This is a genomic window from Elongatibacter sediminis (assembly GCF_037892215.1).
Lineage (GTDB): Bacteria > Pseudomonadota > Gammaproteobacteria > Xanthomonadales > SZUA-36 > Elongatibacter > Elongatibacter sediminis.
Genome location: NZ_JAZHOG010000011.1, coordinates 118,507 through 135,169, shown reverse-complemented (window position 1 = coordinate 135,169; position 16,663 = coordinate 118,507). Strand labels below are relative to the sequence as shown.

Sequence of the window (16,663 nt, the reverse complement as noted above, 5' to 3'; positions counted from 1 at the left end):
ATGTCCGGGCCGCCGTCAGTCTAAACCAGATTGTGCGGTATCGGACCTGACGGTACATGTGCCGGTCGTTGTGCTGGGGTACCATGGCCCGGTCCCTGGTAGAACGGAGCTGCGAGCATGAATTCACGTTTCCTGGCGGTTGGCCTGGTGCTTGTGTTGCTTTCCGGGTGCGATGCCGGCCAACAATCTCCGGATGCCGCCGGAGCGGTCGAGGCGGCGGACCTGCTGCTGGTCAATGGCTACATCTATACGGTTGACGATGGGCGCAATGTCGAACAGGCCCTGGCGGTGCGCGACGGGCTGATCGTGGCGGTGGGTGACGATGAGGCGGTCGCGCCTTATCGCGGCGAGGAAACCGAAGTCATCGACCTCGCGGGCCGCATGGTTCTTCCCGGCCTGCACGATATTCACATGCACGTGTTCGGCATCGTCGAGCCCGATGTGTGTTCCTTGCGCAGCGAGGCGATGAGCCTGGAGGACATGGTGCCGTACCTGGATGAATGCATCCGGCGATACGATCTGGCTCCCGGTGAATGGCTGGCCGTGGATATGTGGAATTTCTCGGAAGGCAACCAGGTGTCGGAGGCACTGCCCGACTTGCGCACCGCTCTGGATGCCGTGTCCACCGAACACCCCATCATTCTCTGGGGCAACGACGGGCATCACGGTGCGGTGAACAGCGCGGCCCTGGCGCTGGCGCGGGACGAGCAGGGGAATGTTGTCGGGCTCAGCGCCGAGACCCTGGCCGGCCCCTTCAAAGACCTGCTCGACCTCGTTGGCGTGAACGACGATGGCGAGCCCAACGGCGAGTTGAATGAGCACGCCCGCAATGTCGTCGGTTCGGGGCCGCGCCGGGATCCGGAAAAGCTGGCGGCGCTGCTGCCGCAAATTGGTGAGGAACTGGCTCGTAACGGTATTACCTCGGTGCAGGACGCGGCGCTGGATCCGGTTTTTCTGCCGTATCTGAAAGCGTTCGAGGAGGCGGGTGACATGCGTTTCCGGGTTCAGGTGGCCAATCGGGTCGAGCCGATGGACTACCAGGATCCCTTGACCGGTTCGATCGACATCGACCAGATGCTGGAGGACGTCGGAGCGGCTCGCGAAGCATTTACCACGACCCTGATCGACCCTTCGGCGGTGAAAATATTCGCCGACGGCGTGCTGGAGGGAAATCCGTACGCCACCCCGCCCACCTTGCCCAATGCCGCCACGATCGAAGCCTACCGGCAACCGCTGTTCGAGTATGACCCCGAAGCCGGCGAAGTCCGGGTCCGGGGCTACGTCGATACCGCCAGTCCGGTTTGCGAGGAAGTCCGGGCCAGCGCAGAACGTTTCGAAAGCAAGGCCGCGCGTGATGCCTTCCGGGCCGAGCATGGGTTTCATCCCGGTCAGTGCGCGATCTCCTACGGCGTTATGGCCGACCCGGAACCGTTCATCAATGCTTACGTTCGGCGGCTGGACGAGGCGGGCTTCACCATTCACATTCACGCCATCGGCGACCGCGCCGTGCGCGCGGCGGCGGACGCCTTGCAGCAGGTGGTACCCGCGGACGGCAGCAACCCGGCCCGACATACCATGGCGCATCTCCAACTGGTACATCCCGACGATCAGCGACGCATCGGTGAAATGGGGCTCTATCTCGCCTGGACCTATGCGTGGATGCTGACCGTTCCGGCGTACGATATGACGGTGATGCCGTTTCTCGGGGACGTTACCGGTCCGGACGGCATTTACGATCCGGACAGCTACTGGATGCGTAACAGTTACCCGGTGCGCAGCATGGCCGAAGCGGGCGCCGTGACCGCGGCCGGCAGTGACGCCCCGGTGGATGACCGTTCTCCGCGGCCATTCGTGAACATGGCCGTGGGCGTGACCCGACAGGGCCTCGATGGCAACGTCCTGAACGCCGCCGAGGCGGTAGACATCGATCACATGATCGCTGCCTACACCATCAACGGCGCACGGGCGCTGAAACAGGAGGCCGAAACCGGTTCGATCGAACCGGGCAAGAAGGCTGATCTGGCGATTCTGGACCGCAACATCGTGGACCTGTACCAGTCTGGTGACGCCATGGATATCGCGGAGACCCGGGTGGACCTGACGGTGTTCGAGGGCGAGGTGATCTACCGCCGCCAATAAGCGGGGCGAACCGGGACCCCGATCGGCGCAGCGTGTCTCAGACCGGGGCGCGTTGGCGGCCGGCGTTCTCGATTACCCGATTGATTTCGTCCGGTGGCATGTAGTCGAAAATAAACGTGATGCGGTCTTCAGAGCCCTTGTTCATCACGCTGTGGTTCATCTGGTTGTTGATTTCATAGGCCTCGCCCACCCGCAATCGGTGAGGGCGGCCGTCGATCATGAACCGCACGCGTGAATTGGTGGTGATCGGAACGTGGATGCGGTGGCCGCGGTGGAACGAGGGGTGCGTGTCCACGTGTGGGGCAATCTTTCCGCCGGCCAGCAATTTGGCCGCCATGGCGCGGATGATGGCGCCACCCCTGGGGTAATACCGGTCGATGATGCCGTGCATCACCGGAATTGCCGCTTCGGCGAGGCGGTTCCAGCCGGGTTCCTTGTGGATCTCGATTTCCGGCCAGACGTCCAGGTTGGTGAACACCAGCACGATGGATTCGGTTTGACGATGGACGTCGTATTCCTGCTGCCGGTATTCCTCTTCACGCCAGGCGGCCTCGTCCTGCGCGAGAATGGCTTCGCGCAGGCCTTCCATATCGACCGGCCCCAGTGGCCGGATCAGTTCGCCGATATCCAACCGCTCACCAGTCGAAGTTCTTGCGGAAGGTGATGCCGTACGTCCGTGGCGGCAATACCGTGGCGCGGGTCTGCGTGTACCGTTCGCTGAAGAACAATCGCCCGTACTCGTCGAACAGATTGTCAACGAAAAATGCCGCGCTCCAGGAGTCGCCCTCCAGGCCAAACCGGAGATTGACGATGTCGTAGGACGGCGTTTTGCGAACTCCGGCCTGGTTGATGCTCACCTGGATGCCGGCGAGCGAGTTGAGCGAATCGCCGTTATGGGACCACGTGCCCAGCAGGTAGGGGCTGGCGTTCCACAACGAACCGTTGAAGTCGTAGCGGCCGGTGAGGCTGTACTTCCACTCCGGCATCAGCGGCAGACGGGTGCCTTCGGGTGCCGTGCGCTCGGAGTCGGTGCCGGGAAACACGGTGGCGTCTTCGGACAGTTCGGCATCGTTGTACCCGAGGGTGCCGCTGAGTGTGAAGTTGCGCGATGCCGCGAAATTGAAGTTCGCCTCGATGCCGTTGATCTCGGCTTCCGGGAAATTAAGGATGCCGACCGCGAAGAACGCGGGTTGCGGGTCTTCGGTCTGGATCTGAATCTTGTCCCAGATCATGTGATAGAAAGTGGCGTTCAACTGCAGGCGGCCGTCCAGGAAGGTGTTCTTGGATCCGATTTCATAGTTGCTCAGTTCGTCGGACTCATAGCTGCCGAACGGACCGTCGGCGGCGAAGATGGATCCGCGCCGTCCGCCGTTGCCGCCGCCGCGGCGGAAACCTTCAGAGTAGGTGAAATACACCATGTTCTGATCCGACCAGCGCCAGGTGGCATTGAGCTTGGGTACGAAACCCGACTCGGAGGATTCGGCCCGAACGTCTGTGAAGCACAGGTCGGCCACATCCTGCGGAATGCCATCCACCTGCCAGGCCGCGCGGCTGGCTTCGGTGCCGCAGTCGGGTGCGATGTTGTCCAGCGGATCGATCAGCGCCCCCTGTACCAGGGTGCGGTCGGTATCGATGTCGTACCAGCGCCCGCCCAGCGTGATGGAGAAGTTGTCCGTGAGATCGAACGTGGCTTCGCCAAAAACGGCGGTGGATTTCAGTTCATTCTCGTAAATGCCCGTCCACCAATTGTCGGAAGGTTTGCTGAATGTCCCGAAGTAGTAGTAGTGAAGGTAGCTCAGGTAGGTGAAGGCTCCGCTGCAGCCGGGAGCCGCGGCATAGTAATCAGTGCAGTTGGCGCCCTGGCCGAGGACGGTGGATTTGAACGCCGTCTTGGGTGACTCGGTCTTGTTGTAAAAAGCCCCTACCAGCAGAGACCAGCGGCTGGAGAGTTCGTCCGTAGTCGCCAGGCGAACTTCGAAGGTTTCGCGGTCCGCATCGGTCGGGCTGTTGATCCAGGCCTGCGGATCACCGCCCCAGTCGTAGATGGTGATGTCGTAATAGGCATAGGCACTCTGCAGGTAGTCGCTGAACTCCTGAAAGCTCTGCAGATAGGTCGTCGCATCCGTGACTTCCCTGGTTTCGCGGCTGAAGTAAGAGCCCGTGGCGGTGACGACCGCCCAGCCGAGATCGCCTTCAGCGGTCAGTGCCAATTGGTACCATTCGTCGTCAAAGGTTTCGTCCCAGAACCGGATCTGCTCCCAGTCGTCCAGGCCGCGGTTGGCCCAGTAGCGCTCGTTGATGTCGGCGTCGCCGAAACCGTCCTGCTCGGTTTTCTGGTAAATGCCCTGGATGTCGATCAGCCAGTTGTCGCCGATTTCCCAGCGGATGGCGGCGCGGGCGCCATAGACATCGCTGCTGTTGACGTCGTCGTCGGCATAGGCGGCATTGTTGAAGGTTCCCCGCGGGCTGTCGCTGAGCACGTTGTCCACGTATCCGGCCTCATGGGCGCTGAAACCGACCAGCCGGAACGCGGCGTTTTCGCCGATGGCCGCGTTCAGCATGGCGCTGGCGTCGTAGCCCATTTCGCCGTGTTGCACCGACGTGCCGGTCAGATCGACCCAGGCGCTGTTCTCGCCCAGTACCGGCTTGTTGGTGATGATGCGCAGCGTGCCGCACTGCGACGCGTCACCAAAGGTCGTGCCCTGCGGGCCGGCCAGGGCCTCCACCCGTTCGATGTCGACCAGGCGGGGGTCCGGGTTGAAACCCGCGGCGGTGATCGGTTGCTCGTCGAGGTACACGCCGGTGGTCGGGTTGTCGCCGAAAGCAAAACCGGAAATGGCGCAGCCGCGCATGATGACGTTGGTGCCGCCGGGCTCCACCCGTCCGAAGGTCAGGCTGGGAATCTGCCCGAAGTAGTCGTCGAGATTCTTGAAGCCCTGCAGGCGAATGTTTTCGCTGGTGAAAGCGGTGATCGAAAGCGGCACGTCCTGCAGGTTCAACGCGCCCCGCTTGGTGGCGGTAACGATGACTTCCTCGAGTGCTCCGGCCTCGTCGCCCTGCTGGGCGAACACCTGCCCGGCTGGAACACCGGCGCAGATGGCGGAGATCGCCGTACTGAGTGCGTTGCGGGACTTCGGGTTCAGAACTTCGTAGACGTTTTTCATGTGCGAGACGCTCCGTTCTGGTCGGATTCAGTGCTCGGTTGTGCCGCCTCGTATAATGCCACAACTTTTCAACTTGTCACGGATTGGACAGCGGGTGGCTGGATGACGGTACTTGCCTTGACCACGGTTCGGCGGGGTGTGACGCGGGGCGAGCCTCACGGCGCTATTTACCTGCTCGACCTGGAACACGGACGGGCAGCACACGTGGTTGACTGGTCCCGGCCCGCGATCGACTGGGGTGGCTACGGCGGCGATCGTGGTTTACGCGGCATCGTGGTCGAAGGCGATCGGGTGTTTGTCGCCTCGAGTGACTCGGTGCTGCAATTCGCGCCGGATTTTACCTTGCATGAAACCCACTGCTCGCCCTACCTCAAGCACGCACAAGGCATGGCGGTATTCGATGGGCGGCTGTACGTGGCTTCGGCGGCTTACGATGCCGTGCTCGCACTGGATCTGGCGACGGGCCGGTTCGTGTGGGGACTGCACCTGATCGAGGACGAGGCCGGTCTGCGGGCAGCGCCGTTCGATCCTTCCGGATCACTGGGTCCCTCGCCCGGCAACAGGCTGCACCTGTCCAGCCTGTTTTGCGATCCGCGGGGAATGTTCATCGCGGGGTTGCGAACCCGGGGCCTGCTGCGATTCGACGGCCAGCGGATCAAGCGGCTGGTGACCCTGCCGGAAGGGGCTCGCGACGTGCGTCCGTGGCGCGACGGCGTGTTGTTCAATGACAGCCTGAACGATGCGGCGCGTTTTCTCACGCCGGAACGAAATCGCGTGTTCAGGACGCCACACTATCCGGCGGAAGCCTTGAGCCACGACGATTGCAGTGAACACGTGGCCCGCCAGGGCTTCGCGCGCGGCCTGTGCGTGCTCGATGCCGACCGCTTCGCCGCCGCCTCCTCACCGCTGACCGTCTGCGTACACGACGTCGCATCGATGGCGACCACGCAGCGGATCAACCTGGATACCGATATCCGCCACGCGGCGCACGGCATGACGGCCTGGCCCTTCGACGTGCCGGACTGAGTCAGGCGGCCGCATGGCCAGGAGCCGGTTCAGTCGCGGTTGATGGACTCGTATCGGGCGTAGCGCGGTAGCGCCGGCTCCAACACTTCCATCAATTCATCGAGGTGGTGCCGGTAGCGGCGCCAGCGGTGGATCGATCCGGAATAAATCGGCTGGCGCACCTGTTCCGAGCTGGCTGTGCGCACCGGGCGGTCTGTTTCCCAGAATCGGTAGGGTCCATCCTCGCGGGGTAGTTCGCAGTAGTCCAACAGCCGGTTCACCTGGCTTTCGAAGTCTGTGACGAGGTCTTCGTACTGCACCGTCAGAACGCGCCCGGGCAGGACTTCATGCCAGTAATCCATCATGCGCTGGTATTGCAGGAAATATTCGCCGATGTCGGTGAGGTCGTAGGTAAAACTCTGGCCACGGGCGAACAGTTGCCGGTAACATGACAGGCAGGAGTCCAGGGGATAGCGGCGCGCGTCGATGATTTTCGCATTGGGCAGAATCAGGTGCAGCAGCCCGATGGCCGGGAAATTGTTGGGCATCTTGTCGATGAAGCGCGGTCGTGATTCGGTGCGGTGAATGCGCGCCCGGTCCAGGTACTGCTGGCCCAGCTGGCGAAGTTGCTCCCGGTCGATGTCGCGGATCGCCCGGGGGTAGTTGAGGCCATCCGCGCGCCCGGTTCCGACCCCGTTGGCGACGATGCCGATGTACGGCAGTTCTGCGGTCCCTTCGACCTCGCTGTGGCTGGCCAGGATCTGTTCCAGCAGGGTTGAGCCGGAGCGCGGCAGGCCAACGATGAAAATCGGGTCCGGCGCGGGGTGACCGTGTCCACCCTGGTCCTGGAGAAACTCCGCGTCGAACACGGAAATGATTTCGTCGTTGAGCACTTCGGTGCGTACCGGGTCATAGTTTTCTGCCATGCGCTGGGTCTCGTTGCCCTCGCGGTAGCAGGTCCAGGCTCGTTCGTAATCGCCCCGGTCCTCCCAGGCCTTGGCCAGCGCAAACAGGAAATTGACCCGCGACTGGGTTCCGGGTGGCTCATCCTGCCGGTCATCCCGGTCAACGGCAGGGCGGTTTTCCGATTCGCCTCCGACGGCATTGCGGGCCAGTTGAAACTCCATGTCCTGAATGTCTTCGTCCGTCAGCCGATAGGTCTTCAGGTTGGCCAGACTCCAGTAGGTTTCACCCTGGCCTGGCTTGAGGCGGATGCATTCACGGTAGGCCGCGATGGCCTCCTGCTGGCTTCCCAGTGTCTTGAGGGTATGGCCCAGCCCGAGCCACGCGCCGGCGTGGCGGGGGCGCAGGTCGATGACCCGCCGGTATGCCCTTACCGAGTCTTCGGTGCGGGCGGCTGGCGCCAGCGTGGATGCGAGCAGAAACCAGGCCTGGTGATGGGTGGGCTCGAGCCGGGTGGCCTTTTCAATATGCTCGATCGCCTCTTCCAGCCGTTGCTGTTCCTTGAGGATGCGTCCGAGATCCAGGCGGGCTTCGAAGAAGTCCGGCGCACGGGCGATGGCACGGCGGAACAGGCGTTCGGCCTCGCCCATGCGGCCGGCGTGGGCGGCCAGCGTCCCCAGCAGCCGCAGGGCGTTGACGTTGTCGGGGTTATGGCGCAGCAGGTCGCGGTAGATTTTTTCCGCCTCGCCCAGACGGCCCTGTTGCTGGTGCTCGGCCGCGTGGGCCAGCGCCTTGCGTTCGGGATCCAGTTCGAACGAGCGCTCGAAGGCCTGGTCTGCCTCCGGACCGCGTCCGGTCAGGGCGCGCGCCTTGCCGAGGTGAAACCACGCATCCGCGTCTGACGCGTCCAGCCCGACCGCTTTTTCCAGGGCTTCCACGGCTTCAGCGGGGCGCTGCGTGGTCAGCAGCAACTGGCCCAGGTCTGTCCATGGCTTGGCGAAATTCGGCGCGAGTTCGATGGTATGGCGCAGCCAGTGCTCCGCTTCGTCAATCCGGCGCGCCTTGAACAGGGTCGCGCCCAGCAGGGCGGTCATGTTCACATCTCGCTCGTTGCGCCGGACGGCCGCCCGGCACAGGGTCTCGGCCTGATCGATCTGACCGTTGTTGATCAGTTCGACGGCCTCGAACAGGGTGCTCTTGGTGGCGTAGGTGCGATTCACGCGCTCATTCTAATGGACGACTGATTTTCCGGCTGCAAATCGAAAGGGGTTCTGGTCCCGGGTCGGGTACCCGCACTGTCCGCGGGGGGGGCGGCTATCCCCTGGTGGTCCCGCGAACAACCCTGAAGAACTTCAACGCTACCGGCCAAAATGCTGGTGACCGGCCCGTTGTCAATGATGCTGGCCGCTTGTCTTGCATACCGTTCATGCTGGATAATGCCGCCGCCGAGAAAGCCGTCCGCTTCGACTTTTCGACGGACCGCACCATCAATTCGCAAATCGGATCAATGCCGCAGGACTTTCAATGTGGCGCACCGGTGCAAAAGAAGGATCATCATGACAAGAAATGTTTCTGGAATCCTCTCCACAGTGTTGGCCGCGCCGCTGCTGCTGGCCGCCACGGCTGCGCAAGCGCAGGGTATCCTGTATCTCGCGACTGACGAGGGTTCCGACGAACTCTATACGGTCAACACCAGCACGGCGGAAGTCACGCAGATCGGCGTGTCCGGATCGCACAGCGGTGACGTGGAAGGCCTGGCACCGGGGCCGGACGGCAGCGTGCTGCTCTTCGGCGTGGACAACGAGGATACTCTGACCGAGATCAATCGCAATGGTTCGGGTGATTCCTCTGTGGGCAGTCTCGGTGAAAACTGCGATCGCGGCCTGGCGTACAACACAACGACCGGGAAACTGTACGGATCGGATGGAGGCGATTTCTGTGAAATCAATCCGACGAACGGCAGCGCGACATTGCTTCCCTCTCCGCCGTTCGTGAGTAGCAATGATCTCGAGGGTCTGGCCGCCGACCCCGTCAACAACTACGTCTACGGCGTCAACGAGGACGAGAACCTGATCCGCTTCGACGTGGCGGGTAATTCCTGGTCGACGATCGGCGCCACCGGCATTCCCGACGCCGATGACATCGGCATGGCCTACGATCCGGGCACGCAGACGATTTATGTCATCGACGAAGACGGCATCCTCTACAGCGTAAACCCCGCCAATGGCGCGACCAGCGTCATTGGCGATACCGGCCTGGATGTCGGTCAGAACCTGGACGCCGGATTGGCGTTCGTTCCGGGAGCAAGCGCGTCGACGCGGGCGACCTTCGAGGTCACCAAGGACTTCAGCGACGACAATCCCGGCGAAGTCGACGTGACCATCTCCTGCAACACCGGCCTGCCGCTGGAGCAGACCAAGGCCATCAGCGAGGAAGAGGGTGTGGTCTTCGTGGTCACCGATTTCGACGGTGGCGAGCTGGATTGCGAGATCACCGAAACCGTGCCGGCGGGTTACGAGGTTGAGTACGATAACGGCGACACGGTCACGGACGTGAGCTGCGCGCACGAGGATGTCGCCGATGGCTCCGACTTCACCTGCGCTATCACCAACACGCCGGCTCCGGTCGATATCGTGATCGAGAAGGAGTGGGTGTTCGAGGGCAGCACCGGGCCGGAGGGTGTCGATACGGACTACTGGCTGACCTTGTGGTGCGATGCCGAGATCGTGAACGGTGTCGACACCGGCGATTTCGTGGAGGCGCCCGCGGTTCCGGGTCCGAAAGGCCCCGGGGGCTGCGGCCTGGTCCAGCTGACCCAGGAGAGCGGGCAGTTCATCGGCAATTACCACAACTGGTGCCAGTCGTTCTACGGCGACAGTTCCGCGGTATTCAACGCCCAGGTGATTCCGGAGTACCCGGACTCGCACTGCTACGTGACCGAGTCGGTGTTCGACGGCGCGGTCGAGGTGGACAACGGCTGTGACGACCTGACGGTCAGCGCCGGGCAGGGGGCCTCGTGCACCATCACCAACTCGGTGTTCTACGAGGGCATTCCGACCCTGAGCCAGTACGGCATGGCCCTGTTGGCGCTGCTGATGCTGGGTGTGGGCTTCGTCGGATTGCGGCGCTTTGTCTGATTAACGAAGCTGAGGTCCGAGTGACGGGTCCGGGCAGGGCTCCTGCTCTGACCCCATTTTTTCAACCCCGCGACAGGCGACTGCCGCGGGGTTTCATTTTGAGGTATGACGGATGAAACACGGTGCTGCGGGTATGGCCAGGGTTCTGACCCTTGCGGTCAGCCTGGTGATGAGCTTCCTGCTGGCGCCCGCTCAGGCGGCGGATCTGGCCATTACCGGTGCCACACTGATAGACGGCACCGGAAGCGCTCCGGTCCGTGACGCCGTTGTGGTGATTGACGATGGGCGCATCTCGGCGGCCGGACCCAGGACGGATGTCAGGATTCCGCAGAATGCCGAGGTCATCGACGCGACCGGACGTTACCTGATTCCGGGCCTGATGGACGCAAACCTTCACCTCTATCTGAATCGCGATCTGGAAACCCTGATCAAGTACGAGGGGCGCTATCACGAGATCATCATCGAAGCGGCTCAGATCGCGTTGAAGACAGGGCTCACGACCGTATTCGATACCTGGGGGCCTCGCGCTCCGCTGGTTCGTGCGCGCGATGCCATCAATGCCGGTGAGGTGCCGGGTGCGAGGATTTATCTGGCGGGGAACATCATTGGCTATGGCGGCATATTCAGCACCGATTTCAACGCGCCAGCCGCGCAATTCGTCAGCCGCGCCTTCGCCAGGCGTCTGGATGAGATGTGGGAGCAGGGCACCGGCCAGGATCTGTTGTGGGCGGAACCCGAAAAAGTACGCGCGGCGGTACGCGAATACACTTCCCTGGATGTGGATTTCCTGAAGTACGGCGCCAGCGGGCATGCCTTGCATGAGATGCGGTTCATCAGCTTTTCGCCGCGGGTGCAACGTATCATTATTGAAGAAGGCCATCGCGCCGGTCTGATCGTTCAGGCGCATACTTCGACCACGGAATCGCTCGACCTGGCCATCGAGGCCGGTGTGGACATCCTCACCCATTGTGACGTGTCCGGCGCAGACACCGTGCTGTCGGACGAAACCATCGCGAAAATCGCGGAGCGTGGAATTCCCTGCTCGGTGATTCCCGTGACGCAGAGGCGACTCGAAGCCATGAATGCGGTTGACTCCGATCATTGGCTGCCGCGCTACACCGCGAACATGAAAGAGAACCAGCGACGCATGATCGCTGCCGGTGTGACCCTGCTGGTGTCAACGGACGCCGGCATCACGCATCCGGTACTGGCGTCCGAGGCCACGGGTATCGGGGCGGTGAGAGTCGATCCACGTACGACCCTGGGCGAGGGTCATTTCAATGCCCTGGTCGGACTCGAGGAATTGGGAATGGATCCGATGGCCGTTCTGCAAGCCGCGACCCGTAATATCGCGGTGGCTTATCATAAGGAACAGGAGTTGGGCACGATCGAGCCCGGCAAACGGGCCGATCTGGTCATTCTCGACCACGATCCGCTGGAAGACGCGCGGCATTACCGCTCCATCGCCACGGTCATCAAGGATGGCGAGGTGGTGGCTATCGAAGGACTGCCCGTGGCTCCGCTGATCAGTTCCCAGGAAGTTGAATGAATTGTGCGAAGCAGTCTTCATACCCCGGATGCAGATTCGTTTCCGCGCCCGGGACTTTAGTGCAGGTGCAAAAATCCCCTGAGAGGAGCATGGTGTGCCCATGAATATCAAGACGAAACGAATCGACGCGGGTGTGGCGCGTCTTTTACCGACCCTGACCCTGGCCGCCGCAGGTCTGGCGCTTGGCGCTCTGGCCGTTCCGGCCGTGGCCCAGGAGTCCGGTGCACAACTGGAAGAGGTTGTTGTCACCGCGCGTAAACGCTCCGAGAGCATGTACGACGTTCCGATCAGCATCAACGTGGTGTCCGAGGATCTGATCGACAATCTGGGCGCCCAGGATTTCACGGATCTCCTTTCGACGGTTCCCAGCCTCACCGCTTATCAGAATGGCCCGGGGCGCACGCGCATATTCATTCGTGGCGTTGCGAACGGTGCCGGCAATGACAATGACACCCAGAATCAGGAAACCGTCGGCGTTTATCTGGATGAGATTCCCATCTCTCTGGGTGCGATGAATCCCGAGTTGGCCCTGTTCGATCTGGACCGGGTGGAAGTGTTGCGCGGACCGCAGGGAACCCTGTTCGGTGCGGGATCCATGGCCGGCACCATACGCCAGGTATCGAAGAAGCCCAACCTGAACGAATTCGAAGGCAAGGTCGAGGCCAACCTGGCCAGTATCAGTCACGGCTCGGAAACCTGGGGCTTCAAGGGCATGGTCAATGTGCCCATCGCCGAAGACCGTTTCGCCATTCGTGCCAGCGGTTACTACACGGACAAGGGCGGTTACATCGACAATGTCGCCACCGGCGAGAAAGACCTTAACGACGGCACCAGCAAGGGTGTGAAAATCACCGCCCGTGCGCAGTTCAGCGATGCGTTTCTGGGCGACCTGACCATCATGCGGCACGACTACTCGGACAACGGCCGACCCGAAGACCTGGACCACACGCCGTTCCTCAGCCGCGACTACACCTCGTTCGACGGTTACGACGATGAAATGACCGTGTACAACCTGACCTTGAACTACGACTTCGGTTGGGCCGAGCTGGTTACATCGTCGTCGTATTTCGACCGCACCGTCGATAACCGGCGCTCGCTGGACATGCTGTTCGAAGTTGCGCTGCCCCCGGGCATCACGCCCCACGAACTCATCGACACCACCGAAATGGATGTGTTCGCCCAGGAAGTGCGCCTGGCCTCCACCACGGATGCGCCCTTGCAGTGGACGGTCGGTGCTTACATGGACAAGAAAGACACGCTGTACCTGAACACCTTCCCGGTTCCGGGTGCGGACGCCGTGCTCGGCGTGCCTTCGTCCGCTTTCGGCGCGCCGCCGGATCACCTGTTCTACGGATTCGACGACCTGACAGTCAAAACCTGGGCCCTGTTCGGTGAGGCTTACTACACATTGGATCGCTGGACCTTCACCGTTGGCGCCCGCTACTTCAACTGGGAACAGGACATCGAGTTCTACCAGTCCGGTTTGTTCAACGGCGGCGCCAACAGCGATCCGCGTCCGAAAGGTGAGACCGATGGCGTGAACCCGAAATTCAACGTGTCCTACGACATCAACGAAAACATGCTGGTCTATGCCCAGGTTGCCCGTGGCTTCCGGTACGGTGGCATCAACGGGGCGATTCCCGAGGCGGTCTGCGCCGACGAGCTCGACCAGGTCGAACGTGAAGGTGGCGATGTTCGCTTCTTTGATCCCGACAAGCTGTGGAATTTCGAAATCGGCAACAAGGGCACCATCGCCGACGGCCGGGTTTCGTACAACGCCGCCTACTTCTACATCAAGTGGGACGACATGCAGACCAGCCGCAGCTTCGATTGTGGCTTCGGATTCCGCGAAAACGTCGGCGAGGTCATCAGCCAGGGCGTGGAGTTCGAAATGAACGCCCGGGTCACCGATGCCCTGACATTCGGATTCGGCGGCTCCTACGTCAATTCGGAACTGAGCGACGACGTGCCCAACCTGAACGCCGTCGAAGGCGACCAGGCGCCCTACGTGGCGGAGTGGTCTTTCAACGCCAATGCCGAGTACACCCGTCCGCTCACTGACACCCTGGACGGTTTCATCTGGGGCAACGTGGCCTACATCGGCGATCGCCACACCGAGTTCAATCACGATCCCACGACCAACTATCGCAAGATGGAGGACTACACGGTCGCCAACCTGCGTGTCGGAGTCATGTGGAAGAACATGGAATTCTCGGTTTTCGCCAACAATGTGTTCGACGATGACGGTGTGGTGCGCGCGCTGCGCCGGCCGCCCTTCGATCCCGACGCCGTGATCCGGGTTGAACCGCGTACGGTGGGTGTAACGGTTCGTAGCTGGTTCTAGGCGAATCCCGGCGCCGGCAAAGCCCGGCGCGGGTGATACCCGGGTGAGTGGCGCCGTGCAGGCCCGAGGCAGGCGATTGCCGCGGGCCTGCATGCAGCCCCACGCGGGAATGCGGCCCGGCCGGGGTTCCGTCCCGGGCGCTGTTGTTGCGGCAGCCGGAAGGGGGTTACGGGCGACGACCGGGTGGGAGTAGAATTCCCGGCCAGACATCGGAGATCGCATATGACCGGCACCGCGAAAAAAGCAACGCGCGACTGGCAGTCACTCGACGCGCAGCACTACCTGCACCCGTTTACCGATTTTCACGACCTCGGCCGCAAAGGCAGCCGCATCATCACGCGGGCCGAAGGTGTCTACATCCATGATTCGGACGGGCGCCGTATCCTCGATGGCATGGCCGGTTTGTGGTGCGTCAATCTCGGTTATGGCCGTAGGGACCTGGCCGAAGTGGCCTACCGGCAATTGCTGGAACTGCCGTACTACAACAGTTTCTTCCAGTGCTCCCATCCACCGGCCATCGAACTCGCCGACCTGCTGGCCGAGCTCAGTCCGGGCGATTTTCAGCACGTGTTCTTCACCGGCTCCGGTTCCGAAGCCAACGACACCCAGATACGCCTGATTCGCCGCTACTGGACCCTGATGGGCGAGCCCGAGCGCATGACCATCATCGCGCGCAAAAATGCCTACCACGGCAGCACCATCGCCGGCGCCAGCCTGGGTGGCATGGGGCCGATGCACGAGCAGACGGTACTGACGGTTCCGGGCATCGCGCACATCGACCAGCCTTATCACTTCAAACTCGGTGGGGATCTGGATCCGGACGAATTCGGCCTGCAACAGGCCCGCTTGCTGGAAGAGAAGATTCTCGAACTGGGTCCGGAAAAGGTCGCCGCCTTTTTCGCCGAACCGGTCCAGGGCGCCGGCGGTGTCATCATTCCACCCGACACGTACTGGCCGGAGATCCAGCGAATCTGCGACGAATACGGCATTTTGCTGGTCGCGGACGAGGTCATCACCGCGTTTGGCCGCCTGGGGCACTGGTTCGGTTCGGAACATTTCGGCATTCGACCGGACCTGATTTCGTTCGCCAAGGGTGTGAGTTCCGGCTACCTGCCGCTGGGCGGAGCCCTGGTGGGCAAACGCGTGGCCGACGTGATTACCGCCAAAGGCGGCGAGTTCGCGCACGGCTACACCTACTCCGGTCATCCGGCCTGTTGCGCCGTCGCGCTGGCCGCGTTGCGGGCGATGCAGGACGAGCACATCATCGAGTACGTGCGCGATGACCTGGCTCCGTATTTCAACGCCAGGTGGGCTGCTCTCGCCGATCATCCCATCATCGGCGAGGCGCGCAGCGTGGGCATGGTCGGGGCCATCGAAATCGTGCGTGACAAGTCGACCCGTGCGCGGTTCGACGAGGATCTCGGCGCCGGCACCCGCTGCCGCGATCTCAGCGTGGACGGTGGCCTGGTGATGCGGGCCGTGGGCGATACGATGATCGTCTCGCCGCCGCTGGTGGCCGATCATGGTCATATCGACGAACTCGTGGACAAGGCCTGGCAAAGCCTGGACCGGACGGCCGCCTCGCTTGCCGCGGAGAACTGAGCGGAGCACAATCGCAAACATGCAAGGGAACCGGCCACTGATCGGGCTCGTGTCGGACCGCCGTATGGTGGGTCCACACCCGTTTCACATGGTGGGTGAGAAGTACCTGCGTGCAGTGGTCGACGGAGCTGATGCGTATCCGGTGTCGCTGCCGTCGCTGAGCGAAGGGTTCGATGTGCTGGACATTCTCGACCGGCTGGATGGCCTGTTCCTGACCGGCAGTCCGTCGAATGTCGAGCCGCGCCACTATCTCGGGGACCCCAGCCGCCCGGGGACCTGGCACGATCCCGATCGCGACCTCGCCGCTTTGGCCCTGATTCCCGCGGCGGTGCGAGTGGGTATGCCCCTGCTCGCGGTGTGCCGTGGATTCCAGGAGGTCAACGTGGCCTTTGGCGGAACCTTGCATCCGTTTGTGCACGAAATTCTCGGCTACCGCGTCCACAAGGAGAACCCGGACGACCCCCTGGACGTGCAGTACGGCCCGGTGCATCGCGTGGACTTCGCGGAAGGGAGCTGCCTGGCGCGGATTACCGGAACGTACTCGGCGCGCGTGAATTCACTGCATTCACAGGGCATCGAGCGGCTGGGCGAGGAATTGGTCGTCGAAGCCACGGCCGAGGACGGTCTGGTGGAGGGGTTCAGAGTCCGCGAGGCGCCCGGCTTCACCCTGGCGGTGCAGTGGCATCCGGAATGGAAAGTGACGGAAAATCCGGTATCCAGGGCGATTTTTCAAGCGTTCGGCGATGCCTGCCGCGCTTACCGGTTGCGGGGATTGGCGTCGCGCCCCCCGGCAAGTGTCCAGGCTTAGGCCGAGCGGATC

The 16,663-nt window shown here is 62.4% G+C and carries 10 protein-coding genes; 7 read left to right on the top strand and 3 right to left on the bottom strand.

The genetic code is table 11. The features are described 5' to 3' along the window. Positions 1-117: 117 nt before the first annotated feature. Positions 118-2,139 (top strand): amidohydrolase, encoded by a 2,022-nt coding sequence (locus tag V3330_RS15970; protein ID WP_354696444.1) that lies wholly within the window; start codon positions 118-120, stop codon positions 2,137-2,139. 37 nt (positions 2,140-2,176) lie between these two features. Here the strand turns inward: V3330_RS15970 and V3330_RS15965 are convergent, their stop codons facing one another. Both V3330_RS15965 and V3330_RS15960 read right to left on the bottom strand, forming a co-directional pair. Then, positions 2,177-2,770 carry an aspartyl/asparaginyl beta-hydroxylase domain-containing protein gene (locus V3330_RS15965; RefSeq protein ID WP_354696443.1) on the bottom strand — a complete coding sequence of 198 codons (594 nt, stop codon included), beginning with the start codon at positions 2,768-2,770 and terminating at the stop codon, positions 2,177-2,179. A 4-nt stretch (positions 2,771-2,774) separates the two neighbouring features. Next, positions 2,775-5,303 (bottom strand): TonB-dependent receptor, encoded by a 2,529-nt coding sequence (locus tag V3330_RS15960; protein WP_354696442.1) that lies wholly within the window; start codon positions 5,301-5,303, stop codon positions 2,775-2,777. 102 nt (positions 5,304-5,405) lie between these two features. Here V3330_RS15960 and V3330_RS15955 point away from each other — a divergent pair, with 102 nt between their 5' ends. Further along, positions 5,406-6,329 carry a YncE family protein gene (locus V3330_RS15955; protein ID WP_354696441.1) on the top strand — a complete coding sequence of 308 codons (924 nt, stop codon included), beginning with the start codon at positions 5,406-5,408 and terminating at the stop codon, positions 6,327-6,329. Positions 6,330-6,358: 29 nt separating this feature from the next. Here the strand turns inward: V3330_RS15955 and V3330_RS15950 are convergent, their stop codons facing one another. Next, the gene (locus tag V3330_RS15950; protein ID WP_354696440.1) at positions 6,359-8,431 is read right to left on the bottom strand and encodes a tetratricopeptide repeat-containing sulfotransferase family protein; all 2,073 of its coding nucleotides are present in this window, start codon (positions 8,429-8,431) and stop codon (positions 6,359-6,361) included. A 336-nt stretch (positions 8,432-8,767) separates the two neighbouring features. On the opposite strand from V3330_RS15950, the gene V3330_RS15945 reads away from it, so the two are divergent. The 5 genes from V3330_RS15945 (at position 8,768) to V3330_RS15925 (ending at position 16,651) form a co-directional block, all read left to right on the top strand. After that, positions 8,768-10,348, top strand: a complete 1,581-nt coding sequence (locus tag V3330_RS15945) for an IPTL-CTERM sorting domain-containing protein (RefSeq protein ID WP_354696439.1) — start codon at positions 8,768-8,770, stop codon at positions 10,346-10,348. Positions 10,349-10,460: 112 nt separating this feature from the next. Continuing rightward, entirely contained in the window at positions 10,461-11,897 is a 1,437-nt protein-coding gene (locus tag V3330_RS15940; protein ID WP_354696438.1) for an amidohydrolase family protein, read from the top strand. A 100-nt stretch (positions 11,898-11,997) separates the two neighbouring features. After that, a complete protein-coding gene (locus V3330_RS15935; protein WP_354696437.1) occupies positions 11,998-14,241 on the top strand; it encodes a TonB-dependent receptor in 2,244 nt (747 codons plus the stop codon). Positions 14,242-14,463: 222 nt separating this feature from the next. Further along, the gene (locus V3330_RS15930) at positions 14,464-15,843 is read left to right on the top strand and encodes an aspartate aminotransferase family protein (protein ID WP_354696436.1); all 1,380 of its coding nucleotides are present in this window, start codon (positions 14,464-14,466) and stop codon (positions 15,841-15,843) included. A 19-nt stretch (positions 15,844-15,862) separates the two neighbouring features. After that, positions 15,863-16,651 carry a gamma-glutamyl-gamma-aminobutyrate hydrolase family protein gene (locus V3330_RS15925; protein ID WP_354696435.1) on the top strand — a complete coding sequence of 263 codons (789 nt, stop codon included), beginning with the start codon at positions 15,863-15,865 and terminating at the stop codon, positions 16,649-16,651. Positions 16,652-16,663 lie beyond the last annotated feature (12 nt).